Consider the following 24,828-nt stretch of genomic DNA (forward strand, 5'->3'; position numbering starts at 1 on the left):
GAAGGACGGCGAGCGGCCGGCCCGGATCCGAAAGTTACCCACACGCTGCGCGGGCACTTCGCGGCCGCGGCTGCCACCACCGGCGTGCAAATCAGTCGTTTCACGGGAAAACCCCAGGTCAGACCGTGTCTGCCTGGGGTTTTGCGGAGCCCCGAGTCGGGTTCGAACCGACGACTTTCGCTTTACAAGAGCGACGCTCTGGCCATCTGAGCTATCGGGGCGCTGCCGGTGCGGCGAATCCATTGTGCACGTTGGCCGACACGCTACAAGGCACCGGTCGGTCGAGGCCAAGGGATTGTCCCGGCGGCGCGGCGGTGTGGCGGGTGTACTCCAAACGTGGGAAGCTCAATTTGTAGCAAAAAGTCCGCTTTGGCACGACCGGCGCGCCGGTCTGGAGGCGACACATGGGGTTCTGGGACGTCATCGGTCTCATCTTCGCGGGGATCATCATCGGTGCCTTGGCCCGGCTGTTCCTGCCCGGCAAGCAGTCGATCGGCATGCTTGCGACCATCGGCGTCGGCATCGTGGGCACGCTGGCGGGATACGGCATCGCGGCGGCGATCGGGGTCAAGGAGACCGCCGGTGTGGACTGGATCCGCTGGATCATCAGTATCGCGATCGCGGCGGCACTGGTGTCGTTGGTGGCGGCGTTCATGGGGAAACGGGGGAACGCGCGCGTTTAGCCGGGCGCGGCGGCAAGTGAGGGGCGGAGCCTGAGGGTTCCGTCCCTCACTTCTTTGTGTCGTGCGGCGGGCTGCATTCAGGCAAGCGAGCGGTACCGGCCGCGGAAGTGCAGCAGCGGGAGCCCGTCGGGGCTCGGCAGGTTCGCGGCGAGGACTTCGCCGATGACGAGGCAGTGGTCGCCTGCCTCGACGATTTGGTGCGTACGGCATTCCAGGGTCGCCAGGGCGCCCCCGACGAGGGGGGCGCCGGTCAGCGGCCCGGCCCGGTGGGGGATGTCGGCGAACATCAGGCGGTCGCTGACGCGGCCGGGGATCGCGAAGCGGCCGGCGATGTGCCGCTGGCTCTGCGACAGCAGCGAGACCGCCCACAGCGGTTGGTTGTCGAGGACTTCGCGCATGCGGGCCTGGTGGCGAATGCTCACCAGGACGAGGGGCGGTTCGAGGGAGACCGACAGGAACGCGGTGGCGGTCATGCCGACGTCGTCGCCGCTCGCGGTGTCGCTGCTTTCGTCGGTCTCGCGCGCCGTGACGACGACGACTCCCGCGGTGAACCGGGACAGCGCGGCCTTGAAGGCGTCCGGGTCGACGTGGCCGAGGACGGGCGCGGTCGCCGGTCCCCCGTCGCCGACGAGCGCACCGGGAACGGCCGGATCCGCGGTCGGCGGTGGTTCGGACGCGTCGGCGGCTTCGGCCTCCGGGTCAGGGGGTGCGGTGTTCGGTCGGACGGGTCGCGCGGCGGGCTCGGGTGTTTCCACGGGCTCCAGCCTAAGAGCCGGGGCGGGACACGCGTCCTGAGCGCGTCGTGGGGAGTCCGCCAGTCCGCCACCCAGGCATACGTGCAGGCCCTCGGCCTCCCGATCTGTGCCAAGGCGACGACCGCTCCCCGAACGCTGAAGACCTTCGGCCGGCGACACCGAGGCCTGCTCCTTTTCGGCACCGTGCCGCTGTGGCGGGGCGTCGACGCCTCTTGGGGTCGTGTGCCGGCCGGCTGTCATAGGCGATGTGTCGGGGACGCGACGGCGTGCCTTTTCGGGATCGTGCCGCTGTGGCAGGGCGTCGACGCCTTCCCGAACTCGTGTGCCGGCTCGCCGTCGCGGACGACGCGTCCGGGAAACGCGATGGTCGCCTGCCGGGCGGTCCGCTTGTCGTTTCCGTCTTCGTTGCCGGCCGGGACGGTCACGTGGGGTGGGAGGGCTTGTGGCGGCGCCTGCCTGGCCGCCTCCCGTCCGGCACGGCTGCGGCGGACGTGCGGCCCCGTCCGGCGAAGCCGCATGGCCGCGCTGGAGCGTTCGGCTGCCGCGGATGCGCCCGGGCGTCGAGGGGTCGCCGTGCGTGCGCGGTTTTCGGCCTGGGATGGTGGTGGCGTCGCCGGGTGGGCTTGAGCGGTCCACGTGCTGGTGGTCAGCCGTGGACCCGGCTCGGATCCCAGGGCGGGCCTCGGGGAACGGTGGCTGAAAACAATCGGTCGATTCCGTTCCCGCGCGAAACGTCGACCCGGTAACTTCGTGAGCCCTCAATGATCCAGGCGAAGGATTCACCGTGGACAGCTCGGCCACCGAACACGCGATGGCCCAACGCCCGCGCAGACGCGACGCCGCCGCGAGCCGCAAGGCGCTGCTCGACGCCGCCCGCGCGCTGTTCGGCGAGCGCGGCTACGACCGTACGACGCTGCGCGACATCGGTGAGCGGGCGGGCGTCGACGCCGCGCTGGTCGCGCGCTACTACGGCAACAAGGCCGGGCTCTATCTGGCCGCGATCGAGGAGGACGGCGCCGACGCCGTCGCCGCCCGCCGCGATCTGGCCCGCATCGGTGCGCTGGCCGATTTCCTCGTGGCCCGCATCGACGACTTGGGCGGTCCAGGGGCGATCTTCCGTCTCGCGCTCGGCGAGGAAGGCGACGACACGGCACGCGCCGAAGGTGCCGCCGCGGTGCGGCGCGCGATGGTCGACCCCATGGTCGAACGCATCGGCGGCGACCCGGACGACGCCCGGCGCCGTGTCGAGATCGCCGTGGCCTCGCTCATCGGTGTCGCCGTGACTCGCTCGACCGGCTTCTTCCCCGAGCTCACCACCGTGCCGCGCGCGGAACTGGTCGCCTTGGTCGAGCAGGCCTTCGGTGGCTTCCTGTCCGAGTAGCGCTCTCCGCGGGGAAAGCGCGAGAACATCGACAATAACTATGAGAACACTGTTCCGGACGATAGCGTTCCTTGTTCCGGGTCATGGAACCGTGGCTCGGGCGGCCGGTCGCGGGGGTCGGCCCGCACAACTTCGGGCGGCAGAACCCGAGCCCGCGGCAGTGCGGGGCTCCGGGGCGGTGCGCCGGGCCCGGCGGCGGGCCGGTCGGTGCGGAGTGGAAGCCGGAACAGGGAGCGGGGGCACATGAGCGAGCAGACGCCGGTCGGCGCGGACGAACTGCGGTCGGGCGCGGGCAACGACGCCGGCCGGGACGCCGCCGACGCCCGCGGCAACGGGCGCCCGGCCGCCGTGCCGTCCGGTGCGGACGCCGGCACGGGCACCGATCCGGAGGCCTTCCCCGGTGTCGACGAGGTTGCCGGGGCGGAGGCGGCCGGCCGGGCCAGGGGGCTGGTGCGCGAGGCTGTTCGCCGTCCGTTGGCCGCCCGGTGGGCCGTGTATGCGGACGAGGTGAACCGCCTTGTCGACGCGACGTACCGCGTCGTCGAGCGCACCGGCACTTTCGACCCGACCGTCCGGGAGATTCTGCGCGAGTCGGGCCTGTCCAATCAGGCGTTCTACCGGCACTTCCGGTCCAAGGACGAACTGCTGGTGGCGCTGCTGGACGACGGCCGCCGCCGCATGGGGCACTACCTGGAGCGGCGCATCGCTGCGGCCCCGGATGTTCCCGGCAAGATCCGCGCGTGGGTCGAGGGTGTGCTCGTGCAGGCGGCCGATCCGGCGATCGCCGCGCGCACCCGGCCCTTCCTGGCCCACCAGGACCGCCTGGCCGAGTTGTTCCCGGCCGAGCACCGCAGTTCGGGCGAGGCGCTGATGGCCCCGCTGGAGGAGGTGCTCCGTGCGGCGTACGCCGACCTTCCGGAGAGTGATTCGGACGGCGTCCCGCGCGATGTTTCCGCCGATGCCCTGACGCTCTCCAGGCTCACGCTCGCGTGCGTGAGCGATCACTTGCGTTCGCGTACCGCACCAAGTCGTGAAGAGACCGATCACTTGGTGCGCTTTGTGTGCAAGGGCTTGGGCATCACCGCTCCCTGACGGGTAGTCAGGCCGCAGGTCGGCCATCGCTCCGCCCATCGGAACGGTTTGTGAGGGCTATCCGGTGTCGTGCGTGAGGTAGCTCACAGAACGGGCTCAATCGATGACGGAACGTCGCCGTTTCTGAGCCCGCTGTGATTCAGTTTCCCTGGCAATCGGACGATATCTGTTCAGAAGACGCTCGCGAACGAGCCACGGACGAACGAGAACCACCCCAGAAGCACTGTCGCCGACGCTCGGGGAGACCGATGACCGCCGAGACGGAAACCCACGTCCGGTTGGCGACCCTGCGCCTTCTGTACCGGGTCGTCGCGGACCTCAACGCGACCCGCGACCTGCACGACACGTTGCAGGCCGTGGCGGACGGCGTCGTGGCCGGGCTCGGCTTCGGCGCGGCCGCGGTCAACCTCGTCCGCGACGACGGCGACCTCGAAGTCGCCGCCGTCGCCGGCAGTGAGGAGTTGGCGGCGGCGATGGCCGGCCAGGTCGGCCCGCGCACCGACTGGGACCGCCTGCTGGAGTCCGCCGAACACTGGGGCCCTCTGCGCTTCCTGAGTCACCGTCAGGGCCCTGCCGACCCGGGCCGCGTACCCAGCTGGGTGCCGGACATCCCGGTGAGCGACCATCCCGACGCGTGGCATCCGCACGACGCGCTGCTCGCACCGCTGACCACGCCCGAGGGGGAGCTCGTCGGGGTCTTGTCGGTGGACCTGCCGGTCGACGGCCGCCTGCCGGGCCCGTGGCGCTGCGAGGTGCTGGGCATGTTCGCCGCGCAGGCCGCGATCGCCGTCGACAACGCGCGGTTGCGTTTCGAGATGCTGCGCGCGGTCGCGCGCCTTCAGGACGAACAGCACGCGCTGCGGGCGAGCGAGGAGAGCTTCCGGCACGCCTTCGAGTACGCCCCGAGCGGCATGGTGATGACGGGTGTGCGCGGTCCCGAGCGAGGGCGCCTGTTGCGGGCGAACGACGCGCTGTGCCGCATGCTCGGCTATCCCGCGCCGGTGTTGCGCAGGCTGGGGCTGGCCGCGGTCGTGCACGAGGAGGACCGCGAGCTGCTGGCCGGCCACTTGGGTGGCAGCGCGCCGGTGGAGGGGTGTACCGAGCTGCGGCTCGCCCGCAGCGACGGGACGTACCGCTGGGTCTCGCTGCGGACGTCGCACGTGGGCGACGGCGACGGCGGCGCGCGGTTTCTGCTCACCCACGTCGAGGACGTCGAGGACCGCCGGCTCCGTGAGCAGGCGCTCGTCCACCAGGCCAGCCACGATCCGCTGACCGGGCTGCCCAACGGTCGCGAGTTGCGGGCGCGGTTGGACGCGACGTTCACGCGCGTGCCGCGTCTGGCGGGGGTCGCGCCGGAGCTGCCGCACGTGGGCGCGGCCGCGGGCGACGGCCGGGGGCTGGCGCTGCTGTTCTGCGACCTGGACGGCTTCAAGCGCATCAACGACGACTATGGCCACCATGTCGGCGACGCGGTCCTGGTCGAGGTCGCCCGCCGCCTGACCGCCGCGGTCCGCGAGGGCGATACGGTCGCGCGGCTCGGCGGCGACGAGTTCGTCGTGCTGGCCGACGGCATCGGACGTGACGAAGCCCACGATCTCGCGGTACGCCTGCGCCGGGCGCTGTCCGTGCCCATTCGCGCGGAGGGCGAGTCGGTCCCGCTGGACGGCGCGAGTTTCGGTATCGCGTGGGCCGATTCGGCGGAAAAACCGGAAGACCTGCTGCGTATCGCCGACGAGCGCATGTATCGGCAGAAGCGCGGACGAGAGCGCGCCCAGCGCCGCGCGGGCTGAAGCGGTCCGTCCCGGGGCCCCGAACGGGCGGTTGCCGGCGGTGATTTGGCGTGGCGTGCCGGGTTCCTCCGGCGGCGATTTGCCGTCCGGGCGATGGACTGTGGCCATCCCGGAGCCGATAGCCCGTTAGTGTGATGCACCAGTCTGTCGACTCGAATCGATGCTGTGTGCACTGTGTGCCCGCGGTGTCGCCTCGGCGGCGGGCGTCGGCCGAGCAGCCGCGCACAAGGACGCGCAGGGACTCACAGGAAGGGCGAACCCGATGACGGTGGGTACCGAGGGAGAGCCGGAGGACCCGTACGGCTACCTCTACCGCCCCGGCCCGGGTGAGGCGCAGGGCAGTGGCCAGGCCGCGCCCGCGGGATTCGGTACGTCGCCGTACGTCCAGGTGGGCCAGACGCGTTACGGCCCGCCACCGCCGCAGTATGCGCCGCCGCCGGGTTCGGACGCGCAGACCCAGGCCATACCGGGACCCGTCCCGGGCGGTCCGCCGCCTGGTGACGTGCCGCCGCCGCGCCGCGGGGGAGGCGGTTCGCGCGGGGGGTCGCGCGGCAGCCGGGGGCCGGTCGTCGGCGCGGTCGTCGCGCTGGTGGTGGTGATCGGTGTGATCGCGGCGGTGGTCGCGATGAACGGCAGCGGCGACGACAAGAAGGACACGGCGGAGTCGCCGACGCCGACGGCACCGGCCAGTTCGGCCCCGCCGAGTTCCGCTCCGCCGAGTTCCGCTCCGCCGTCGTCGGCGAAGCCGACGACGTTCGGCGAAACGGAGGCGGAGGAAGCGCAGTTGCAGGGCGGCGCGCGCATGGAGGCCACCGCGGGGAACTTCAGCGGTGCCGGTTACGTCGGCGGGTTGAACAGCCCGGGGGCGGCGATCACGGTGACGTTCGACGCGCCGGAGAAGGGGACGTACTCGCTGTACGTCCGGTACGCCAACCCCGAGCCGAGTTCGGACGCGAAGGACCGGCCCAAGCAGATGATGACGGTCCTGGCCAACGGTGAGGCGAAGTACGGCCAGCTCAACATGTACGGGACCGGTGGCGTGGACAAGTGGTGGACCACCTACCGCACGGTCGAGTTGAAGAAGGGCGAGAACACGGTCTCGCTCGCTTGTCAGGCGGGCGACACCTGCAATGTGACCGTCGACAAGATGTGGGTCGCCGAGAAACAGAACTGACGTCTCGGGGCCGGCCGGCGCGGTTCGGTGACCGAGGACGGTTTCCGGTCAGGTTCTTGCTCGTCGCGTGACGGTCATGAGTTCGCCGGACCGTACGTGTGTCAGTGCCGCCGCGTCGCCGCCGTGCACCGCGAGCGCGAGGTGGCCGGCGGAGTCGACGTAGGCGACGAGTGTGCTCGGGGTGACGTCGCCGAACGTGCGGGCGAGGACGGCGTCCCACGCGACGTCGGCGGTCCGGACGGTGAGGATGTCGCCGAGCGTCGCGGGGAGTTCGGCGAGCTGCTCGCGGGTCAGCGAGGTCTGGACGTTGCCGAAGCGGTCGATGGTGAGGACTTCGCCGTGCGCGGTGCCGTCGCTGATGTAGGCGACGGGCTCCGGGAGTCGTACGAGGGTCGCGGGGTCGACGGCGGGGCCGACGGCGTCGATGGCGGACCCGGCGTCCGCTTCCCCCGCCGGATCCGGTGACCCGGTCGCCGATGCAGCCGCGCCCTCTGCGAGCTGTGCCGACCGAGCCGCCAAGTACGCGGCGACCGGCGCGAACACATCCCTCCCGTGAAACGTTGAGGACACAAGGGGGAGCATCAGATCACGATTGGTCAATTCCCGCGCCCCCACCGCCCCTCCCAACGCGTCCGCCGCCCACATCAGCACCCCGTTGTCGGGCCCCACGAGCAGTTGCCCACCGGCCTGTACGACCACCCCGCGCCGTGCGGTCCCCACTCCCGGGTCGACCACCGCGATGTGCACGCCCGCCGGCAGGTACGGCACGGTCTGGGCCAGCACGAGCGCGCCCCGGCGCACGTCCCCGGGCGGGACCTCGTGCGTGATGTCGAAAATCCGTGCGTCCGGCGCGATTCGCGCGATGACTCCGTGGCACGCGGCGACGAAGCCGTCCGAGGTCCCGTAGTCGGTCAGAAACGAAATGGGCGCGCTCATGGGCGCCACGGTACGGGTTGTTCGCCGCCGGGCAGGGCGATGGCTTGCGGTGACGCCGGTTTTCCTCGGCGCCGGTCCGCTCGGGGTGCGGCTCACGGTGTCGCGCACGGGGCTCGTGGCGGCCGAACCACAGCGCTCGTCCGCGGGTAGTCCCCTGCCACAAGCCGCACTTGACGGGCCGTTACGTTCCGGGTCGTCAGATGACCGGTTCCGTCCGTGCCTTGGTGCGGAACGCCGCCGCCATGGCCCCCGTGGTGGCCGAATCCGGGTCGGGTGACGTCACCATGTGGAAGAGGTCGCCGAGGAGCGCGGGGCCGGACGCGTGCTGCGACACGCCTTCCGCCGACCAGCGGTGTTCGCCCGAGACCGCGTCGATGCCGATGGCGACGGCCTTTTGTCCGTCGAGTCCGGAGACGCCGACGCACACGACGTCGCCCACCACCAGCGGCTGCGTGATGTAGCCGGGGCGCGGGACGCTGTACTCCCACCGCAGGGTGCCGTCGGCGGTGTCGTAGGCGTAGATCGTCCCGCTGCCGAGGAATCCTCCGGGAGGCGGGGACGGTGTGGCCGTGGGGCTGGGGGTCGCCGTCGCGCGGGCCGCGGCGGACTGCTTGTCCGAGGGCCGACAGGCGACATAGAGCGTGGACTCGTGGATCGTGGGAGCGGAGAGCTTGAACTCCTTGGGCTGCTTCTCCCAGCGCGGGAGGCCGGTTGTCGCGTCGAATGCCTGGATCCACGGGCCTGTCGGATCAAAGCCGCCGTCGTCTCCTTCGGTCAGGACGACGACCGTCTTCGTCGCGGGATCCACGACGGGATCGGGCCCCCAGCCGGGAGGCAGGGCGTCCGTGCGCCACAGCAGCGGCACGGTCGGGCCGGGTGCGGTGGCGGACAAGGCCACCAGCGTGCGGTATTTGTCGTACGACTCGCCCACGGACGACGAGCCGGATCGGACGATCACGGTGTCCAGAGCGGACACGGCGGGCCAGCACCACCGTTCCGCGGGTGCCGTCCACGACCACTGTTCCCGCCCGTCGCCGTAGAGGTCGAACCCACGTACGACCGCCAAGTCCTGGCTGGACGGCGGCGGCTGACACGAGATCAGGACGCGTTGGTTGTACAGCGAGGCGGATGTGGGGTAGGGCGCCGTCGACGGCAGCGCGTACTCCCATCGCGCGACACCCGTGGCGGCGTCGAACGCGACGACTCTGGCGGTGTCCAGGTCCGCTGACGACTCGCTCTTGGGGCCGATGGCCGTCACCAGGACGTCGGCGACCTGTTGCGGCAGGTAGGCCTGGGTCGACGGGAACTCGTGCTTCCACAGCTCCCGTCCGCTCGCGGCGTCGAACGCGTGCACCGCGCATTCCCGGCTGTCGTACTTCGATCCGTCCGCGTCGGTCCAGGTGAGGACGAAGACAGTGGTGTCGTTGGCGATCGGCTTCGAGACGTGTGGGGCCGCGGTCCTGCCCTGCCACAGGAAGCGCCCGGTCACCGCGTCCATCGCGGTGACCGTTCCCATGACAGGCGACTCGTCGTCATCGCCGGTGTCGTTCTCGCCGACGACGATGAGGGTCTTGCCGACGACCAGGGCATTCGTCGTGGTGACCTGGCCCACGGAGAGCGTCCACGTGCCGGGCGGCGTCGGTGCGGCGTCGTCGCGGCGCGTCAGCAGCCATCCGGCGGCCCCGCCGATCGCCCCGACGCCCGCGACCGCGCCGCCGATCAGGAAGCCGCGCCGACTGAGGCCGCGCCGGCCGGTGGGTTCCGGCGTGGTCGCGGCGTCGTCGCCCTCGGCGTCGAGAACGTGTGTGCCCGCGGGCGACGCGGCGGCGCCGTCGGACGTCGGTTCCCCGCCGTCGTGCAGGACTTGCGTCCGCGGCATCGGCGCCGAACGGGGGCCGGGCAGCGGCGTCGTCACCCCGTCCCGGTCGGCGGCGAGGACTTCGGTGACCCCTTCCGGGCCTCCGCGCGGTGCGTCGGCCGAAGTCCCGGCCGGGCCGGGGGCTCCAGCCCCGGGAGGAGGCGGTATGGCGTGTGCGTGTTCGCCGGAAGGCGGTGGCAACGCCCCCACGGGGTCCGCATTGTGACGCCGTGTCAGTTCCTCGGCCAGCGGGGCCGGCAGCCACGTGCCGCCCGCCGCGTCGGCGGCGTCCGCGTCGCCGATCGTGCTGTGGAGGATGTCGGCGAGCGCCGGCCGCTCCTCGGGTTTCTTCGCGAGGCACTGCGCGAGCAGGTCTCGCAGCCCGGCGGGGACGTCGTCGAGCCGGGGTTCGCCCTGGATGATCTGGTACAGCAGTTGCATCGCGTTCTGCGGTGTCGCGCCGAACGGCGTGTGCCCGGTCGCCGCGTACACGAGCACGCCGCCCAGAGCGAAGATGTCCGTGCGCTGGTCCACGTCGCCGCTGGTCGCCTGCTCGGGCGCCATGTAGCCCGGCGAGCCGATCGCGCTGCCGGGCGTGGTCAGCGTGCGGGTCGCGAAGTCCATCGCCCGGGATATGCCGAAGTCGATCACGCGCGGCCGGTCCCGGCCGAGGATGACGTTGGACGGCTTCAGGTCGCGGTGGACGAGTCCGGCCCGGTGGATCGCCATGAGTGCTTCCACCAACTGCGCGGCGAGCACGCGTACGGCCCGCTCCGGCAGCGGCCCGTACGTCGCGACCGCGTCCTGCAACGAGATGCCGGTCAGGTACTCGGTCGCGAGCCACGGCGGGTCGGAGTCGGGGTCCGCTTCGGCGATCGGTGCGGTCCACGCGCTGTCCACCCGGCGCGCGGCGGCCACCTCGTGGCGGAAGCGCTCGCGGAAGCCAGGGTCGTGTGCGTACTCGGGCCGCACGGTCTTCACCGCCGCACGCAGCCCCGACGGGGACACACCGAGGAAGACCTCGCCCATGCCGCCTTCGCCGAGTCGTCCGCGCAGCCGGTAGGGTCCGAGCCGCGGCGGATCACCCGGACGAAGCGCTTCCATTGCCACCTTGTTCCCCGCGTCGACGACACCCTCCGCCGAGAAGCGGCCGACGGAGATCGAGCGTCAGCGTAGTGGCCGCCGCGGCCTGGCGGAGGGGGCGCCCGGTCGGCTCCGGCACTTTGCGGGGCTTCCCTCAGCTTTGGTGGCGCCTGCCGCGGCGGTCCGCCACCGCGGTAGGCGCCGGTGGGGTGAGGCCCTTTCGGCCCGGAGGCGGACCTATTCGTCCTGCCCCACTCCCAGCGCGTCGCCCGAGGCGATCGTCGGCCCGGACTGGGCCTGCCGGCGTGCGGGTTCCCGGCCGGCGGGCTGCGTCAGGCGTTCGAGCGGGACGGGCCGGGGGATCGGAAGGCTCACCGGCTTCTGGGAGGTGACCAGCACTTCCTGTTCGTCGTGCACGAGCCTCAGCCTGTCGCCCTCCCGCAGCGAGTACGTCGCCTCGGCGTTCGTGATCTCGATGTGCAGCACGATGTTCTTCCGCAGCCGCATCGAGAACGCGACCCGTGAGAGGCCCGACGGCAGCCTCGGCCGGAACATCAGCCGCTCGTTGTGGTCGCGCAGCCCGCCGAAGCCCGCGACGAGGGCGATGCAGGCACCCGCGAGCGAGGCCATGTGCAGGCCGTCGCGGGTGTTGCCGCCGAGGTCGTGCAGGTCCATGAGAGCGGCCTCGGCGAGGTAGTCGTACGCGAGGTCCAGATGCCCGACCTCGGCGGCGATCACCGCCTGGGTGCACGCCGACAGCGACGAGTCGCGCACGGTCAGGCGCTCGTAGTAGGAGAAGTTGCGGGCCTTCTGCTCCGCGGAGAAGGCGTCCCCGCGCACCTGCATCGCGAGCACGAGGTCGGCCTGCTTGACCACTTGCTTGCGATACAGGTCGTAGTACGGGAAGTGCAGGAGCAGGGGGTACTTGTCCTGCGGCGTGTTGTCGAAGTCCCACATCTCGTGGTTGGTGAAGCCCTCCGCCTGCGGGTGTACGCCCAGCTTCTCGTCGTACGGGATGTACATCACCGCGGCGGCGTCCCGCCACCCGGCCATTTCCTCGGTGTTCACGCCCAGCGCCGCGGCTTCGTGCAGGTGGCGCCCGGCCGCGTCGGCCGCCGCGCGGAGGTTCGCCTGCGCCATGAGGTTGGTGTAGACGTTGTTGTCCGCGATCGAGCTGTACTCGTCGGGCCCGGTGACGCCGTCGATGCGGAAGCGGCCCTCGGCGTCGTGGTGGCCGAGCGAGCGCCACATGCGCGCGGTCTCGACCAGGATCTCCATGCCGTAGTCGCGTTCGAAGTCGATGTCGCCGGTGGCGCGCACGTAGCGTTCGACCGCGCGCGCGATGTCCGCCCCGATGTGGAACGCGGCGGTACCGGCCGGCCAGTAGCCGGAGCACTCCTCGCCGCGGATCGTCCGCCACGGGAACACCGCGCCCGCCAGGCCGAGTTGCGCGGCTCGCTCGCGGGCCAGCGGCAGCGTGGAGTACCGCCAGCGCAGCGCCTGCGCGACGGCGTCGGGCAGGGAGTACGTCAGCACCGGCAGCACGAACGTCTCGGTGTCCCAGAAGCAGTGCCCGTCGTAGCCCGGCCCGGTCAGGCCCTTCGCGGGGATGGCCCGCTCCTCCGTGCGCGCCCCTGCTTGCAGCACGTGGAACACCGCGAAGCGGATCGCCTGCTGGAGCTCCACGTCGCCGTCGACCTCGATGTCCGAGTGGCTCCAGAACGCGTCGAGGTACGAACGCTGTTCGGCGACCAGCCCGTCCCATCCGGTGAACCGCGCGGCAGTGAGCGCGGCGGCCACCTGGTCGCGCACCGCGGGCAGTGAGCGGGCCGCGGACCAGCCGTACGCGAGGTACTTCACCAGCCGCAGCTTCTCGCCCTTTTTCAGGACCGTGGTGACGCTGAAGCGCGCCTGGTCCTCCTCGGTCTCCGTGGCGGCCTCGAAGTGCCCGGTGTAGTCGATCTCGTGGTCCATCATGGCCGCGACGCGCAGGCCGCTGAACCGCGTTTGGTGCACCAGCACGGCCTTGGCGTCGGTGCACGAGTGGTGTTCGGCGACCAGCGGAGCCTCCAGCACCGCCGCCGCGCGCGGATCGCCGTCGGCGGACGGCAGTTGCTCGTTGGCGACGAGTTCGGACTGCAGGACGATGCGTGCCGCGCCGTCGACCGGTTCGACTTCGTACTCGATCGCCGCGACCGCGCGCTGGGTGAGCGAGACCAGGCGCGTCGAGGTGACCCGGATCGTGCGGCCCGCCGGCGAGGTCCACACCGCGCGGCGCCGCAGCAGGCCGTCGCGGAAGTCCAGGCGGCGTTGGTGCTCGACGAGGTCGCCGTAGCGCAGGTCGAAGGGCTCGTCGTCGACCAGGAGCCGGATGATCTTGCCGTTCGTCACGTTGATGACGCTCTGCCCCGACTCCGGCTGCCCGTAGGCCGCTTCGGCGTACGGCAGCGGCCGAAGCTCGAACACGCCGTTGAGATAGGTGCCCGGGAGCCCGTGCGGTTCCCCTTCGTCGAGGTTGGCGCGCAGACCCACGTGGCCGTTGGACAGCGCGAACACGGATTCCGCGCGGGCCAGCACGTCCAGGTCCAGCGACTGCTCGGTCAGCCCCCAGGGATCGATCGTGTAGGCCTCGTGCGCTGTCATGCCGTGCCACGCTCCTCGTGCTTTTCCGTCAGGAGTTCCGCCAGGTCCTCGACGACCACGTCGGCGCCGTGCTGCCGCAGCGCTTCCGCCTGTCCGACCCGGTCCACCCCGACAACGCGTCCGAAGCCGCCCGCGTGCCCGGCCGCCACGCCGGCGAGCGCGTCCTCGAACACGACCGCCTGCTCGGGCGCGTACCCCAGCTTGCGCGCGGCGGCCACGAAGGTGTCCGGCGCGGGCTTGCCCGGCAGGTGTTCCTCGATCGCGACGAGGCCGTCGACGATGACCTCGAACAATCCCTCGTAGCCGGCCGCCCGCAGGACGTCGCGGCAGTTGGCGCTCGACGAGACCACCGCGCGCGGCACGTCGTGCTCCGCGAGCCGGCGCACGTAGTCGAGCGACCCCTCGTACGCCTCGACCCCCTGCTCCTTGATCATGCGTAGCACGGTCCGGTTTTTGAGGTTGCCGAGCCCGTACACGCTTCGGGTCCCCGGCGGGTCGTCGGGGCCGCCCTCGGGCAGCGTGATGCCGCGCGACGCGAGGAAAGCCCGGGTGCCGTCGAGGCGGGGTCTGCCGTCGACGTACCGGTCGTAGTCGCGGCCGGCGTCGAATGGCACGAACGGTGTTCCCTCGCGCTGGGCTTCGGCACGCAGGAAGGAGTCGAACATGTCCTTCCACGCTGCCGCGTGCACTTTCGCGGTCTGGGTCAGCACCCCGTCGAGGTCGAACAAAAAGGCGTGGATGGAGTCCGGCAGTCCCAACATGGCCCGACTGTTACCCGAGTGGGGGACGATCATCCGTCATTGGATCATCTCGGTCCCAAGCGGATACCCGCTACGTTTGTCCCCTGATTCGGGGAACTTCGGGGAAGGGGGGCACCCATGGCGCTGGTCGAGGTCACGCTGTCGCTGCCCGACGATTTGGTGGCCGCGGTGCACGAGGCCGCGGGGGGCGACATCTCGGCGTACGCGGCCAAGGCTCTGCGCTCGGCCCTTCTCATGGACGCGATGCGCGAAGTCGCCGACGCCGGACCCCCGGACCCGCCGCCGGACGACGTCCTGCACGCGGCCGAGACGGACCTGCGATGAGGCGCGGCCAGGTCTGGCGCATTCCGACGGTCGGCCGCGAGCGCACCGTGCTGGTGGTGGGTGCCGACGAGGTGACGGCGATGTACGGGCAGGCCCTGTGCGTGGTCGTCCACGAACCGGGGACCTTCCCCGAATCCCTGGTCACCGTGCCGCTCACCGAGCCGGTGCAGGGCGTCGTCGGGGTCCCCGACGTCGCGGGTTTCCGCCAGACCCGCTTCGACCACGGCAAGCTGCTCGGACGCGTGGACGCCGACACGATGGAGCGCGTCGAGATGGCGCTGCGGGCGATCCTGGAGCTGTGAGGCGGACGCCGGTTGTCGGCGGGCCCCGGCACAATGGTCTGCGGCGCCGCCGACCGGGACGGCGGGCGGGTGCGACGAGGGAAGGGCGGACCATGGGCGAGAACGACGACGTGGCACGCGTACCCGGGCCCGACGCCGCCGCGGCATCCCAGGAGGCGGACGGCGCCGAGTCGACGCGGCCCGCCGACGGATTGAGCGAACGCGACCTCGGCATCCTCGACTTCGAGCGCCTGTGGTGGAAGCACGCGGGCGCCAAGGAGCGGGCGGTGCGCGACCGTTTCGGCTGCTCGCCCACGCGCTACTACCAGGCGCTCAATTCGTTGCTCGACCGCCCCGAGGCCCTTGCCCACGACCCGGTGCTCGTCGCACGCCTGCGCCGTCTGCGGGACGCGCGGCAACAGGCGCGCTCGGCGGTCCGGCGGCCGGGCGGCTGACGCGGGCGCGCCGCCGCAGACGGATGCGGGGCCGATGCGCGGATCCGCGTGCGGGCGCCAGGTCGCGACTGCGCGCGGCGGGTGCTCGGTGACAGGGCCAACTGCCGGTCCCACGTCGGCATTCGGCGCTCGTCGTCGCATTCGGCAGTGGGCGGTGCGCGGTGCCGCCGGATGGATCCTGCGCTGCGTCATCCGAATTCGAGGCTCCCGCGCACGTCACTCGCGTGGTGCGGGGCGGTGGACGAGGACGACAGCGCGTTCCGCGTGACTTTCCGCACCGCATGATGCCCGCCGCCGGCATCCGCGCCCACGATCACCCGGCCGGCATGACGCGCGTCGCCCTTCCCACGTTTGCGTGGGCCGCGGACCTGTGTACAGGCGGTGCGGGACGGCCGAGCCCGGACGCACGCCTTCGGGGACACGCCGGGTCGACCGACCGCCGTCGCACGCCACGCCTGCCGGGAGTACGTCCATGCCGAACCGCCGCCACCGCTCGCGCCGCCGTTACTCCGCGGACTTCGTCGAAGGCGGCGCCACCTTCGGCGGTTTCGAAGTCATCGGCGGCGTCGGCCGCGCGAAGGCGGTGTGGAAGCGCCCCGACCACCTCGACGCCCCGGACGCGGAGGCGCCGCTCGGGCCGCTCGAACGCCTCGGCCCTGTGGGTGCCTCGGTGACCGCGGTCGCGCTGGTGGCCGCGCTCGTCGGCGGGCTGGTGGCCGGGTTCGGCCGTTCGGCCGACGAGTCGGCGAGCGCGCGCGATCCGCGCCCGGCCGTGACCGAACCCGTCGCCGCCGCGGTTCCGCAGGCAGCCGAGGCCCCGCCGGTCCCGCTCCCCCCGGCAGCCCCTGTGACCGTGCAACCCCCCGCGCCGCCGCCGAAACCGTCGCGCGGTGACGTCGTGGTGCTCGATCAGGGCCGCGCTCCCGTTGCTGCCCGTGCTCTGGCCGACAAGCTCACCGCGGGCGGTTGGCGGGTCACGGGAAACGCCGTGTGGCGCGGCCGGGTTCCCGCGACCACCGTCTATTACCCGGCGGGACGCGAGGCCGAGGCCCGCAAACTCGCCGAGGCGTTCCCCGAAATCCGCCGCGTGAAGCGGTCGTTCCCCGGTATCACGCAGGCGCGTCTGGTGGTCATCGTCGTCGACGGGCCGGGCCTGCCGCTGCCTCCGCGCTAGTGCGGAGACCGGCCGCGTTTCCGGCCTCACCGCCCGGTCATGCCTCGTTCCCCCCACGCGGGCGCGCGGCCCCGGATGGGGCCGGCTCTCCGACCCGTGCGGGCCCGGCGTCACCGAAACCGGGAACCTCCCCCGCCACCGCACTAGGTTGGTCGTATGGACATCCCGCAGCCGACAACGCCTTCCGGGAAAGCCGGGCTCTCAGCGCTTCTCGGGGAGCCGGGCCGTGCCTTGGTGGCGCTCGACTTCGACGGCACCCTCGCGCCGATCGTCGACGACCCCGAGCAGGCCCGCGCCGAACCCGCCGCCGTCGAGGCGCTGGCCCGCCTCGCGCCGCACTTGGGCGCGGTGGCGATCGTGACAGGGCGTCCCGCCGCCGTCGCCGTCGAGTACGGAGGCTTCAGTGGCGTGCCGGGCCTCGAACGCCTCGTGGTGCTCGGCCAGTACGGCTTGGAGCGCTGGGACGCGGCAACCGGCCGGGTGAGCGCGCCGGAGGTGCCCGCGGGGGTCGAGGCCGTGCGGCGGGCCCTGCCCGGAGTGCTTGCCGAGCTCGGGCTGCGTGAGGACGCCTGGGTCGAGGACAAGGGCCGCGCGGTCGGCGTGCACACAAGGCGCGCGCCCGATCCGCAAGGCGCGTTCGACGCGCTGCGCGAGCCGCTGGGTGCGCTCGCGGCCGAGCACGGCCTGGTCGTCGAACCGGGGCGCTATGTCTTGGAGTTGCGTCCGCCCGGCATGGACAAGGGTCGTGCGCTGACCACTTTCGTCGCGGAAGTCGACGCCGGTTCTGTCTTGTTCGCCGGCGACGACCTGGGCGATCTCGCGGCGTTCGACGCGGTCGAGCGTCTGCGCGGCGAGGACGTCGCCGGGCTCACGGTGTGCAGCGCGTCCGCCGAGGTGGACGAACTCGCCGAGCGGGCCGACGTGGTGGTGCCGGGGCCGCCCGGAGTCGCCGCGCTGCTGGCCGCGTTGGCCGACGCGCTGGGCGGCTGAACACCCGGCAGGCGTCCCGAAAGGTCAGCGCAGGCCGTCGAGTTGGTCGAGGAACCACTGCTGCGGGCTCAGCGCGGTCGCCGCGGCGGCCAGGCGCTTGGTGCGCTCGACGCGTTCGGACTCGTCCATCGACAGCGCTTCGTGCAGGGCCTCGGTGGTGGCGCTGACGTCGAACGGGTTGACCACGATCGCGTCCGCGCCCAACTCCTCGTACGCGCCCGCCTCGCGGGACAGGACGAGCGCGCAGCCGCGTTCGGAGACGACCGGGATCTCCTTGGCGACCAGGTTCATGCCGTCGCGGATCGGGTTGACCAGGGCGACGTCGGCGAGCCGGTACGCCGCGAGTGAGCGTGGGAAGTCGTCGTTGACGTGCAGGATCAGCGGCTGCCAGGTGTCGGTGCCGAACTCGTCGTCGATCTCCTTGGCGATGCGCTGCACGGCCGCGGTGTATTCGCGGTACTCGGGCAGGTCGTGCCGCGACGGGTAGGCGAACGCGATGTGCACGACCTTGCCGTGCCACTCGGGTCGTCCGCGCAGCAGGTCGCGGTAGGCGAGCAGGCCGCGCACGATGTTCTTCGACAGCTCCGTGCGGTCCACGCGCACGATCACCTTGCGGTCGCCGACGGCTTCCCGCAGAGCGGCGAGCCGCGCGTCGACGTCGGGCCGCGACGCGCGTTCGCGCAGGAAGTCGGCGTCGGCGCCCAGCCCGTGAACGCCGATCGCCGTCGTGTGGCCCTGGTGGGTCACGGTCATCGCGGTGCGGTCGACGGCGGCGCCGAGCACCTGCTCGCAGCAGTCGAGGAAGGCTCCGGCCCAGCGCCGGGTCAGGAAACCCGCGCGGTCGGCGCCGAGGATGCCTTCGAGCACGGCCGCCGCGATGTCGTCGGGCAGCAGCCGGAAGTAGTCCGGCGGCGCCCACGGAGTGTGCGAGAAGTGGCCGATGCGCAGGTCGGGCCGCAGCCGCCGCAGGAGTACGGGGGTCAGCGTCAGGTGGTAGTCCTGCACGACGACCTGGGCGCCTTCGGCGGCTTCCTCGGCGAGGGCGTGGGCGAACGCCGAGTTGTAGGCCTCGTACGACGCCCATTCCTTGCGGAAGCGGCCGTCGAACACCGGCTTGCCGGGGGTGTCGTAGAGCAGGTGGTGGATGAACCACAGCGTCGAGTTCGCTATGGCGTTGTAGGCGCGGGCGAAGGTGCCCGGGTCGATGTCGAGCATGCGTACGGCCAGGTCGCCGGTGTCGTGGCCGGCCAGGTCGATGCGGCCCGAAGGGGAGTCGCGGGCTGCTGTGCGGTCGGCCTCGGAGAGTGCCGCGCACACCCATACGGCGCCGGTGCCCTGGCCCGCCGCGGAGAGCCCGGAGACGAGTCCGCCGCCGCCGCGGTGGACGGAGAGTGAACCGTCGTCTTCGGTGCGGAACGACACCGGACCGCGGTTGGAGGCGACGAGGACCCGGGCGGCTGCGGCTGTGGGGCTCATGGTTCCAACCGTAGCCATCGGTCCGGTGGGACAAACACCGCGGCGCTGTGAAGAGCGGTTTTGCGCCCCGCATGTCCTGGCGGCCACCGACTCCGCAAGGGGGCGGTTTTCGGAAGGCCCGCCCGTCGGCCCGGCGCGGATCAGCCGGCCAGGGCGTCGCGTGTGCGGTACTCGGGGATGCCGATCATCGGCGGGCGCTCGTGTGCGGCGACGTCGTGGCTGCGCACCTGGAAGCCCGCGGCGTCGCGTTCGAATTGCGCGAAGACGGTGTTGAGCCCGCCGGCGCTCTTGGGGATGCGGCCGTCGCGGTGCAGGCGTTCGAGGACGGCCTGCCATATCTCGCCGGCCATGCGCCCGAGGCCCGCGTCGTCCTGGTGGTTGTGGCGGCGCACCCCTACGTCGACCTGGGCCATGGCGTCGAGGCCGACCAGATGCAGCGCGTCGATGAGCATGGCGGTCTCGACGCCGTAGCCGCACGGGAACGGCAGGCGTTCGAGGAGGCTGCGGCGGGCGGCGTATTCGCCGCCGAGGGGCTGGACGAAGCCGGCGAGTTCGGGCCAGTACATGTTCAGCAGGGGCCGCGCGACCAGTTCGGTCACCCGGCCGCCGCCGGCCGGGACGACGGTGTCGCCGATCTCCAGCGGCCGGTCGTACATGGCCTTGACGAGCTGCACGGACGGGTCGGTCAGCATCGGGCCGAGGATGCCGGACACGAAGGCGGCGGAGAAGTCGCGCAGGTCGGCGTCGATGAAGCAGACGATGTCGCCGCTCGTGACCAGGAGCGACCGCCACAGCACCTCGCCTTTGCCGCGCAGCGCGGGCACGCGCGGGAGGATGTCGTCGCGGTGTACGACGCGCGCGCCGGCCCGGGCGGCGGCCTCGGCGGTGCGGTCGGTGGAGCCCGAGTCGACCACCACGAGCTCGTCGACCAGGGGGTACCGGTCCATGAGCTCGGAGCGGATGGCGTGCACGATGGCGCCCACGGTCCGCTCCTCGTCGAGGGCGGGGAGGACCACGCTGACGCGGCTTGCCGGGGCGGCGCGTTTGGCCTCCCACAGCATCGGCACCGGCCAGTCGGCGGCGGTCGAGGACCGGCGGTCCAGCCAGCGGCTCACCTCGGGCAGCACTTTCGGGTTCCCCTGTCGTCTCGTTCAGTTGCCGTGCACTGTGTCATGTGTACGTTTCGTACGTGTTTTCGTGCACGTGCGGTGCCGTGGCCTCTGACGTGCGCGTCTGCGGGACTCTGCGGGACATCGTCTCGCGGGTCGGACGCCGATGATCGACCGGCTACCGGTTCGGTTACAGTCTTGGTCACGAGATACGACGATCGCATGTCGGCTCGGACAAACGCGGCGCGGCTGCCGGGTTGCCCTTCGGGGGGCCGGTGGCGCTCTGCCGCCATAGAGCTCATCCAGAGGGGCAGAGGGAACGGCCCGTTGAAGCCCCGGCAACCATCCGATTTCGGACACCCATGTGCGTCGCACGCGGGGCCCCCGACGGACTGGTGCCAAGTCCGGCCTGCGGGGACCCCCGTGGGGAAGATGAGGAGAGAGGCCTCGCTCACATGGCTGTGATCGCACAAACCCTGACCCTCGCGCCCGGCGCCTTCGGCCCCGCTGTCGCTTTGTCCTGCCGCGAATGCGGCGAGCGGTACGACCTGGGCCCGAAGTTCGCGTGTGAGGTCTGTTTCGGGCCGCTGGAGGTCGCGTACGACTTCTCCGGCGGCGTCACGCGCGAGCAGATCGCGGCCGGTCCGAACAACATCTGGCGGTACGCGCCGCTGCTTCCGGTACCGGCCGACGTCGCGGCCAAGCCCAACCTGAACCCCGGCTTCACCAAGCTCGTGGAAGCCCGCAACCTGGGCCGCGAGCTGGGCATCAAGGACCTGTACGTCAAGGACGACTCCGGCAACCCGACGCACTCCTTCAAGGACCGTGTCGTGGCGATCGCCGTCGAGGCGGCCCGCAACTTCGGCTTCACGACCCTCTCGTGCTCGTCGACCGGCAACCTGGCCGGCGCGGTGGCCGCGGCTTCCGCGCGGGCGGGGCTGCGCTCGTGCGTGTTCATCCCGGCCGACCTGGAGGCCGGGAAGGTCCTGACGGCCGCGGCGTACGGCGGCAACCTGGTCGCGATCGAGGGCACCTACGACGACGTCAACCGCTTCTGCTCGGAGCTCATCGGCGACACCGCCGGCGAGGGCTGGGGCTTCGTCAACGTGAACCTGCGGCCGTACTACGGCGAGGGCTCCAAGACGCTGGCGTTCGAGATCGCCGAGCAGCTGGGGTGGCGCCTGCCCGAGCAGATCGTCGTGCCGATCGCGTCGGGATCGCAGCTCACCAAGATCGACAAGGGCTTCCGTGAGCTGATCAAGCTCGGGTTGGTCGAGGACACCCCGTACAAGGTGTTCGGCGCGCAGGCCGAGGGCTGCTCGCCGGTGTCGGCGGCGTGGAAGGCCGGGCACGATGTGATCCGCCCCGTCAAGCCGAACACGATCGCCAAGTCGCTGGCGATCGGCAACCCGGCGGACGGCCCGTACGTGCTGGACGTGTGCAAGCGCACCGGCGGCGCGGTCGAGGACGTGGACGACGGGCGCGTGGTCGAGGCGATCAAGCTGCTCGCGCGGACCGAGGGCATCTTCGGCGAGACCGCGGGCGGCGTGACGGTCGGCTGCCTGCAGAAGCTGGTCGAGACCGGGCAGCTCGACCCGGAGGCCACCACGGTCGTCCTCAACACCGGTGACGGCCTCAAGACGCTGGACGCCATCGAGTCGACCACGGGCGTGTCCGCGACCATCCGTCCGAGTCTCGACGCGTTCCGCGAAGCCGGGCTGGCCTGAACCGGCGTACATCCGCTCCACGCAACCCCGCCGTCTCCACAAGAACCGCCGACCCGGCGGCCGGCCGCTGATCGCCGGGGGATCACCCGAAAGGTTGGGTCAAACCATGAGTGTTTCCGTCCGAATCCCGACGATTCTGCGCACGTACACCGGCGGCGAGGCCGAGGTGACGGCCGACGGCGCCACGCTCGCCGAGGTCATCGAGTCGCTGGAGAAGTCCTACCCGGGCATCGCCGCGCGTGTGCTTGACGACCAGGGCAAGCTGCGGCGGTTCGTGAACGTGTATGTGAACGACGACGACGTGCGTTTCGCGGACGGCCTCCAGACGGCCACCCCGGACGGCGCGAACGTCTCGGTGATCCCGGCCGTCGCGGGCGGTTGTTGAGAGCTGTCCGTCGCCGGAAAACGCAGAAGTCCGCCGCGCGAAGTCGCGCGGCGGACTTTTTTCATGATCGATAGTCGGGGGCCGGGAACGCGGGCGGGAAGCGATGAATCGGAAGGACCGATTCCGTGGAAGCGGGATGAAGCGTGGCCTCTACAACCGCATTTACCGGAGATGTCGCGGCAAGAGCCGCACAATCCCGTGGTCGAGATCACATCCGATATGTACCTTTTATTGCTTTCCTCCAGTGGTGTAATGCGCCATTACTCACGTGATAGGACTATATGTCTCTTTTATTCTCGTGGGATTTCTCGTCCGTTTGACCTGTTGCGTCGACCGCCCATGCGGATACATTCAGCCGCGGTCGGACGGTTCCACGTACTGCTCTGGTGCGCGGCAACAACTCGCGAACCTGCTTGCCCTGTGCTGACTTCACTCAGTGGGTCAAGAAGTAAGCGAACGACCCGGAGCTGCGGCGCGCAGTTTCCGTGAAAGGGCCAGTAACAGGGGAGTTAGGAATGGCTCAGGGCACCGTCAAGTGGTTCAACGCGGAGAAGGGGTACGGCTTCATCGCGGTCGACGGTGGTGCGGACGTTTTCGTCCACTACAGCGCGATCCAGATGGACGGGTACCGGACGCTTGAGGAAGGACAGCGGGTCGAGTTCGAGATCTCGCAGGGGCAGAAGGGCCCGCAGGCGGACATGGTCCGAGTGACCGGCTGAGCCTCAGACGCGTTCTGACCGGCTGAGCCTGTTCACCGCTCTTCTGGGACTGCTCTTCTTCTTGCGCGTGTGCGCCGAGGCCCGGTCTCCCGGTTGGGGAGGCCGGGCCTCGGCGTGTCCGACCGCAGGTCGGAGGGGGTGGCGCGGGTGGCCGCTTGCACTCGACCTACCCGAGTGCTAATCATTGGCGTTAGCACTCTGGATGTGAGAGTGACAAAGGACCGGGCAGATGAGGTCCGGAGGCCGTGGGGGAAGGATCCCCGCGGAGCCGGATCGGCCGTCGCGGGCGTCGGCTCGGGTTCTTCAGCATCCACCCCGTTCTGGGAGGACCTCACCACATGGCCAAGATCATCGCGTTCGACGAGGAAGCGCGTCGCGGCCTCGAGCGCGGGATGAACCAGCTCGCCGACGCCGTCAAGGTCACGCTGGGCCCCAAGGGCCGCAACGTCGTGCTCGAGAAGAAGTGGGGTGCGCCCACCATCACCAACGATGGTGTGAGCATCGCCAAGGAGATCGAGCTGGAGGACCCGTACGAGAAGATCGGCGCCGAGCTGGTCAAGGAGGTCGCGAAGAAGACGGACGACGTCGCCGGTGACGGTACGACGACCGCGACCGTCCTCGCCCAGGCGCTCGTACGCGAGGGTCTTCGGAACGTCGCCGCCGGCGCCAACCCGATGGCCCTCAAGCGCGGCATCGAGAAGGCCGTCGAGGCCGTCTCGGAGCAGCTTCTCAACCTTGCGAAGGACGTCGAGACCAAGGAGCAGATCGCTTCGACGGCCTCCATCTCCGCCGCCGACCCGCAGATCGGCGAGATGATCGCCGAGGCGATGGACAAGGTCGGCAAGGAAGGCGTCATCACCGTCGAGGAGAGCAACACCTTCGGTCTGGAGCTGGAGCTCACCGAGGGCATGCGCTTCGACAAGGGTTACATCTCGCCCTACTTCTCCACCGACCCGGAGCGTATGGAGGCCGTCCTCGACGACCCGTACATCCTGATCGTCAACAGCAAGATCTCGTCGGTGAAGGACCTGCTCCCGCTGCTGGAGAAGGTCATGCAGGGCGGCAAGCCGCTCGCGATCATCGCCGAGGACGTCGAGGGCGAGGCCCTGGCCACCCTCGTCGTCAACAAGATCCGCGGCACCTTCAAGTCCGTCGCGGTCAAGGCCCCCGGCTTCGGCGACCGCCGCAAGGCCATGCTGGGCGACATCGCCATCCTCACCGGTGGCCAGGTCATCAGCGAGGAGGTCGGCCTCAAGCTGGAGAACGCCGGGCTGGAGCTGCTGGGCCGCGCGCGCAAGGTCGTCGTCACCAAGGACGAGACCACCATCGTCGACGGTGCCGGTGACTCGGACCAGGTCGCGGGCCGCGTGAACCAGATCCGCGCCGAGATCGAGCAGTCGGACTCCGACTACGACCGCGAGAAGCTCCAGGAGCGCCTCGCCAAGCTCGCCGGCGGCGTCGCCGTCATCAAGGCGGGCGCGGCCACCGAGGTCGAGCTCAAGGAGCGCAAGCACCGCATCGAGGACGCGGTGCGCAACGCCAAGGCCGCCGTCGAGGAGGGCATCGTCGCCGGTGGTGGCGTGGCCCTGCTCCAGGCGTCCCAGGCCGCGTTCGAGAAGTTCGACCTGGAGGGCGACGAGGCCACCGGTGCCGCGATCGTCAAGCTGGCCGTCGAGGCCCCGCTGAAGCAGATCGCGGTCAACGCCGGCCTTGAGGGCGGCGTCGTGGTCGAGAAGGTGCGCAACCTCACCCCGGGCCACGGCCTCAACGCCGCGACCGGCGACTACGTCGACCTGGTCGCCGAGGGCATCATCGACCCGGCCAAGGTCACGCGCTCCGCGCTGCAGAACGCGGCCTCCATCGCCGCGCTCTTCCTCACCACCGAGGCTGTCATCGCCGACAAGCCGGAGAAGAACGCCGCTCCGGCCGGCGGCGCGCCGGACATGGGCGGCATGGACTTCTGATCCCGCCAGGACCAGCGGTCCCGCGTCGGCCCCTCGGGGCTGACGCGAGCCTTGTGCCAAGCCGAGGG

Annotated in this window: 21 protein-coding genes, 1 tRNA gene and 1 riboswitch; of the genes, 14 read left to right on the forward strand and 8 right to left on the reverse strand. The window is 71.0% G+C overall.

The features are described from left to right. Positions 1 to 147: 147 nt before the first annotated feature. Positions 148 to 221 (reverse strand) — tRNA-Thr (locus tag ACRX5W_RS02120). Positions 222 to 404: 183 nt separating this feature from the next. On the opposite strand from ACRX5W_RS02120, the gene ACRX5W_RS02125 reads away from it, so the two are divergent. After that, the gene (locus ACRX5W_RS02125; RefSeq protein ID WP_436786142.1) at positions 405 to 683 is read left to right on the forward strand and encodes a GlsB/YeaQ/YmgE family stress response membrane protein; all 279 of its coding nucleotides are present in this window, start codon (positions 405 to 407) and stop codon (positions 681 to 683) included. Between the two features lie 77 nt (positions 684 to 760). On the opposite strand, the gene ACRX5W_RS02130 is transcribed toward ACRX5W_RS02125, so the two are convergent. After that, positions 761 to 1,243: a flavin reductase family protein gene (locus ACRX5W_RS02130; RefSeq protein WP_436786759.1), complete on the reverse strand. Its 483-nt coding sequence runs from the start codon at positions 1,241 to 1,243 to the stop codon at positions 761 to 763. Between the two features lie 979 nt (positions 1,244 to 2,222). On the opposite strand from ACRX5W_RS02130, the gene ACRX5W_RS02135 reads away from it, so the two are divergent. From ACRX5W_RS02135 to ACRX5W_RS02150, 4 genes are all read left to right on the forward strand, one after another. Further along, the gene (locus ACRX5W_RS02135; protein WP_436786143.1) at positions 2,223 to 2,819 is read left to right on the forward strand and encodes a TetR/AcrR family transcriptional regulator; all 597 of its coding nucleotides are present in this window, start codon (positions 2,223 to 2,225) and stop codon (positions 2,817 to 2,819) included. Between the two features lie 243 nt (positions 2,820 to 3,062). Further along, a complete protein-coding gene (locus ACRX5W_RS02140; protein WP_436786144.1) occupies positions 3,063 to 3,911 on the forward strand; it encodes a TetR/AcrR family transcriptional regulator in 849 nt (282 codons plus the stop codon). 248 nt (positions 3,912 to 4,159) lie between these two features. Next, positions 4,160 to 5,701 (forward strand): diguanylate cyclase domain-containing protein, encoded by a 1,542-nt coding sequence (locus tag ACRX5W_RS02145; RefSeq protein WP_436786145.1) that lies wholly within the window; start codon positions 4,160 to 4,162, stop codon positions 5,699 to 5,701. Positions 5,702 to 5,963: 262 nt separating this feature from the next. Then, positions 5,964 to 6,875, forward strand: a complete 912-nt coding sequence (locus ACRX5W_RS02150; protein ID WP_436786146.1) for a CBM35 domain-containing protein — start codon at positions 5,964 to 5,966, stop codon at positions 6,873 to 6,875. Positions 6,876 to 6,923: 48 nt separating this feature from the next. On the opposite strand, the gene ACRX5W_RS02155 is transcribed toward ACRX5W_RS02150, so the two are convergent. The 4 genes from ACRX5W_RS02155 to ACRX5W_RS02170 form a co-directional block, all read right to left on the reverse strand. After that, the gene (locus ACRX5W_RS02155; protein ID WP_436786147.1) at positions 6,924 to 7,811 is read right to left on the reverse strand and encodes an SAM hydrolase/SAM-dependent halogenase family protein; all 888 of its coding nucleotides are present in this window, start codon (positions 7,809 to 7,811) and stop codon (positions 6,924 to 6,926) included. 196 nt (positions 7,812 to 8,007) lie between these two features. Continuing rightward, positions 8,008 to 10,773 (reverse strand): protein kinase domain-containing protein, encoded by a 2,766-nt coding sequence (locus ACRX5W_RS02160; RefSeq protein ID WP_436786148.1) that lies wholly within the window; start codon positions 10,771 to 10,773, stop codon positions 8,008 to 8,010. 216 nt (positions 10,774 to 10,989) lie between these two features. Further along, entirely contained in the window at positions 10,990 to 13,395 is a 2,406-nt protein-coding gene (locus ACRX5W_RS02165) for a glycoside hydrolase family 65 protein (RefSeq protein ID WP_436786149.1), read from the reverse strand. Continuing rightward, a complete protein-coding gene (locus ACRX5W_RS02170; protein ID WP_436786150.1) occupies positions 13,392 to 14,156 on the reverse strand; it encodes an HAD family hydrolase in 765 nt (254 codons plus the stop codon). Before ACRX5W_RS02170 ends, ACRX5W_RS02165 begins: the two co-directional genes overlap by 4 nt. 117 nt (positions 14,157 to 14,273) lie before the next feature. Here ACRX5W_RS02170 and ACRX5W_RS02175 point away from each other — a divergent pair, with 117 nt between their 5' ends. The 5 genes from ACRX5W_RS02175 (at position 14,274) to otsB (ending at position 17,380) form a co-directional block, all read left to right on the forward strand. Next, a complete protein-coding gene (locus tag ACRX5W_RS02175) occupies positions 14,274 to 14,480 on the forward strand; it encodes a hypothetical protein (protein ID WP_436786151.1) in 207 nt (68 codons plus the stop codon). Continuing rightward, complete coding sequence (locus ACRX5W_RS02180) at positions 14,477 to 14,782, forward strand: hypothetical protein (protein WP_436786152.1); 306 nt, start codon at positions 14,477 to 14,479, stop codon at positions 14,780 to 14,782. Before ACRX5W_RS02175 ends, ACRX5W_RS02180 begins: the two co-directional genes overlap by 4 nt. A 92-nt stretch (positions 14,783 to 14,874) precedes the next feature. Beyond that, on the forward strand, positions 14,875 to 15,216 hold the full coding sequence (locus ACRX5W_RS02185) for a DUF3263 domain-containing protein (RefSeq protein ID WP_436786153.1): 342 nt from the start codon (positions 14,875 to 14,877) through the stop codon (positions 15,214 to 15,216). A 472-nt stretch (positions 15,217 to 15,688) separates the two neighbouring features. Further along, positions 15,689 to 16,390 (forward strand): LytR C-terminal domain-containing protein, encoded by a 702-nt coding sequence (locus ACRX5W_RS02190; protein WP_436786154.1) that lies wholly within the window; start codon positions 15,689 to 15,691, stop codon positions 16,388 to 16,390. Positions 16,391 to 16,546: 156 nt separating this feature from the next. Further along, positions 16,547 to 17,380 (forward strand): trehalose-phosphatase, encoded by an 834-nt coding sequence (gene otsB / locus ACRX5W_RS02195; RefSeq protein ID WP_436786155.1) that lies wholly within the window; start codon positions 16,547 to 16,549, stop codon positions 17,378 to 17,380. Between the two features lie 24 nt (positions 17,381 to 17,404). Here the strand turns inward: otsB and ACRX5W_RS02200 are convergent, their stop codons facing one another. Together ACRX5W_RS02200 and ACRX5W_RS02205 are read right to left on the reverse strand one after the other, a co-directional pair. Continuing rightward, positions 17,405 to 18,856, reverse strand: coding sequence for an alpha,alpha-trehalose-phosphate synthase (UDP-forming) (locus tag ACRX5W_RS02200; protein WP_436786156.1), 1,452 nt, complete (start codon positions 18,854 to 18,856; stop codon positions 17,405 to 17,407). 140 nt (positions 18,857 to 18,996) lie between these two features. Next, positions 18,997 to 19,983 (reverse strand): glucosyl-3-phosphoglycerate synthase, encoded by a 987-nt coding sequence (locus ACRX5W_RS02205; RefSeq protein ID WP_436786157.1) that lies wholly within the window; start codon positions 19,981 to 19,983, stop codon positions 18,997 to 18,999. Between the two features lie 277 nt (positions 19,984 to 20,260). Continuing rightward, positions 20,261 to 20,404, forward strand: a riboswitch (SAM riboswitch). A 16-nt stretch (positions 20,405 to 20,420) separates the two neighbouring features. Here ACRX5W_RS02205 and thrC point away from each other — a divergent pair. The 4 genes from thrC (at position 20,421) to groL (ending at position 24,760) form a co-directional block, all read left to right on the forward strand. Further along, positions 20,421 to 21,692 (forward strand): threonine synthase, encoded by a 1,272-nt coding sequence (gene thrC, locus ACRX5W_RS02210; RefSeq protein WP_436786158.1) that lies wholly within the window; start codon positions 20,421 to 20,423, stop codon positions 21,690 to 21,692. A 106-nt stretch (positions 21,693 to 21,798) separates the two neighbouring features. Continuing rightward, the gene (locus tag ACRX5W_RS02215; protein WP_436786159.1) at positions 21,799 to 22,077 is read left to right on the forward strand and encodes a ubiquitin-like small modifier protein 1; all 279 of its coding nucleotides are present in this window, start codon (positions 21,799 to 21,801) and stop codon (positions 22,075 to 22,077) included. A 515-nt stretch (positions 22,078 to 22,592) separates the two neighbouring features. Then, positions 22,593 to 22,796 (forward strand): cold-shock protein, encoded by a 204-nt coding sequence (locus ACRX5W_RS02220; RefSeq protein WP_018386095.1) that lies wholly within the window; start codon positions 22,593 to 22,595, stop codon positions 22,794 to 22,796. A 338-nt stretch (positions 22,797 to 23,134) separates the two neighbouring features. Then, positions 23,135 to 24,760, forward strand: coding sequence for a chaperonin GroEL (groL, locus tag ACRX5W_RS02225; RefSeq protein ID WP_436786160.1), 1,626 nt, complete (start codon positions 23,135 to 23,137; stop codon positions 24,758 to 24,760). Positions 24,761 to 24,828 lie beyond the last annotated feature (68 nt).

Origin of the sequence: Yinghuangia sp. YIM S10712, from assembly GCF_051388935.1 — a bacterium.
Lineage (GTDB): Bacteria > Actinomycetota > Actinomycetes > Streptomycetales > Streptomycetaceae > Yinghuangia.

Excerpts from the sequence above, each read along its gene's own strand:
- ACRX5W_RS02165 (WP_436786149.1), bottom strand. The coding sequence starts at position 13,395 with ATGACAGCGCACGAGGCCTACACGATCGATCCCTGGGGGCTGACCGAG.
- thrC (WP_436786158.1), top strand. The coding sequence starts at position 20,421 with ATGGCTGTGATCGCACAAACCCTGACCCTCGCGCCCGGCGCCTTCGGC.
- ACRX5W_RS02170 (WP_436786150.1), bottom strand. The coding sequence starts at position 14,156 with ATGTTGGGACTGCCGGACTCCATCCACGCCTTTTTGTTCGACCTCGAC.
- groL (WP_436786160.1), top strand. The coding sequence starts at position 23,135 with ATGGCCAAGATCATCGCGTTCGACGAGGAAGCGCGTCGCGGCCTCGAG.
- ACRX5W_RS02185 (WP_436786153.1), top strand. The coding sequence starts at position 14,875 with ATGGGCGAGAACGACGACGTGGCACGCGTACCCGGGCCCGACGCCGCC.
- ACRX5W_RS02175 (WP_436786151.1), top strand. The coding sequence starts at position 14,274 with ATGGCGCTGGTCGAGGTCACGCTGTCGCTGCCCGACGATTTGGTGGCC.
- ACRX5W_RS02145 (WP_436786145.1), top strand. The coding sequence starts at position 4,160 with ATGACCGCCGAGACGGAAACCCACGTCCGGTTGGCGACCCTGCGCCTT.
- ACRX5W_RS02155 (WP_436786147.1), bottom strand. The coding sequence starts at position 7,811 with ATGAGCGCGCCCATTTCGTTTCTGACCGACTACGGGACCTCGGACGGC.
- ACRX5W_RS02190 (WP_436786154.1), top strand. The coding sequence starts at position 15,689 with ATGCCGAACCGCCGCCACCGCTCGCGCCGCCGTTACTCCGCGGACTTC.
- ACRX5W_RS02220 (WP_018386095.1), top strand. The coding sequence starts at position 22,593 with ATGGCTCAGGGCACCGTCAAGTGGTTCAACGCGGAGAAGGGGTACGGC.
- ACRX5W_RS02125 (WP_436786142.1), top strand. The coding sequence starts at position 405 with ATGGGGTTCTGGGACGTCATCGGTCTCATCTTCGCGGGGATCATCATC.
- ACRX5W_RS02160 (WP_436786148.1), bottom strand. The coding sequence starts at position 10,773 with ATGGAAGCGCTTCGTCCGGGTGATCCGCCGCGGCTCGGACCCTACCGG.
- otsB (WP_436786155.1), top strand. The coding sequence starts at position 16,547 with ATGGACATCCCGCAGCCGACAACGCCTTCCGGGAAAGCCGGGCTCTCA.
- ACRX5W_RS02180 (WP_436786152.1), top strand. The coding sequence starts at position 14,477 with ATGAGGCGCGGCCAGGTCTGGCGCATTCCGACGGTCGGCCGCGAGCGC.
- ACRX5W_RS02200 (WP_436786156.1), bottom strand. The coding sequence starts at position 18,856 with ATGAGCCCCACAGCCGCAGCCGCCCGGGTCCTCGTCGCCTCCAACCGC.
- ACRX5W_RS02215 (WP_436786159.1), top strand. The coding sequence starts at position 21,799 with ATGAGTGTTTCCGTCCGAATCCCGACGATTCTGCGCACGTACACCGGC.
- ACRX5W_RS02140 (WP_436786144.1), top strand. The coding sequence starts at position 3,063 with ATGAGCGAGCAGACGCCGGTCGGCGCGGACGAACTGCGGTCGGGCGCG.
- ACRX5W_RS02150 (WP_436786146.1), top strand. The coding sequence starts at position 5,964 with ATGACGGTGGGTACCGAGGGAGAGCCGGAGGACCCGTACGGCTACCTC.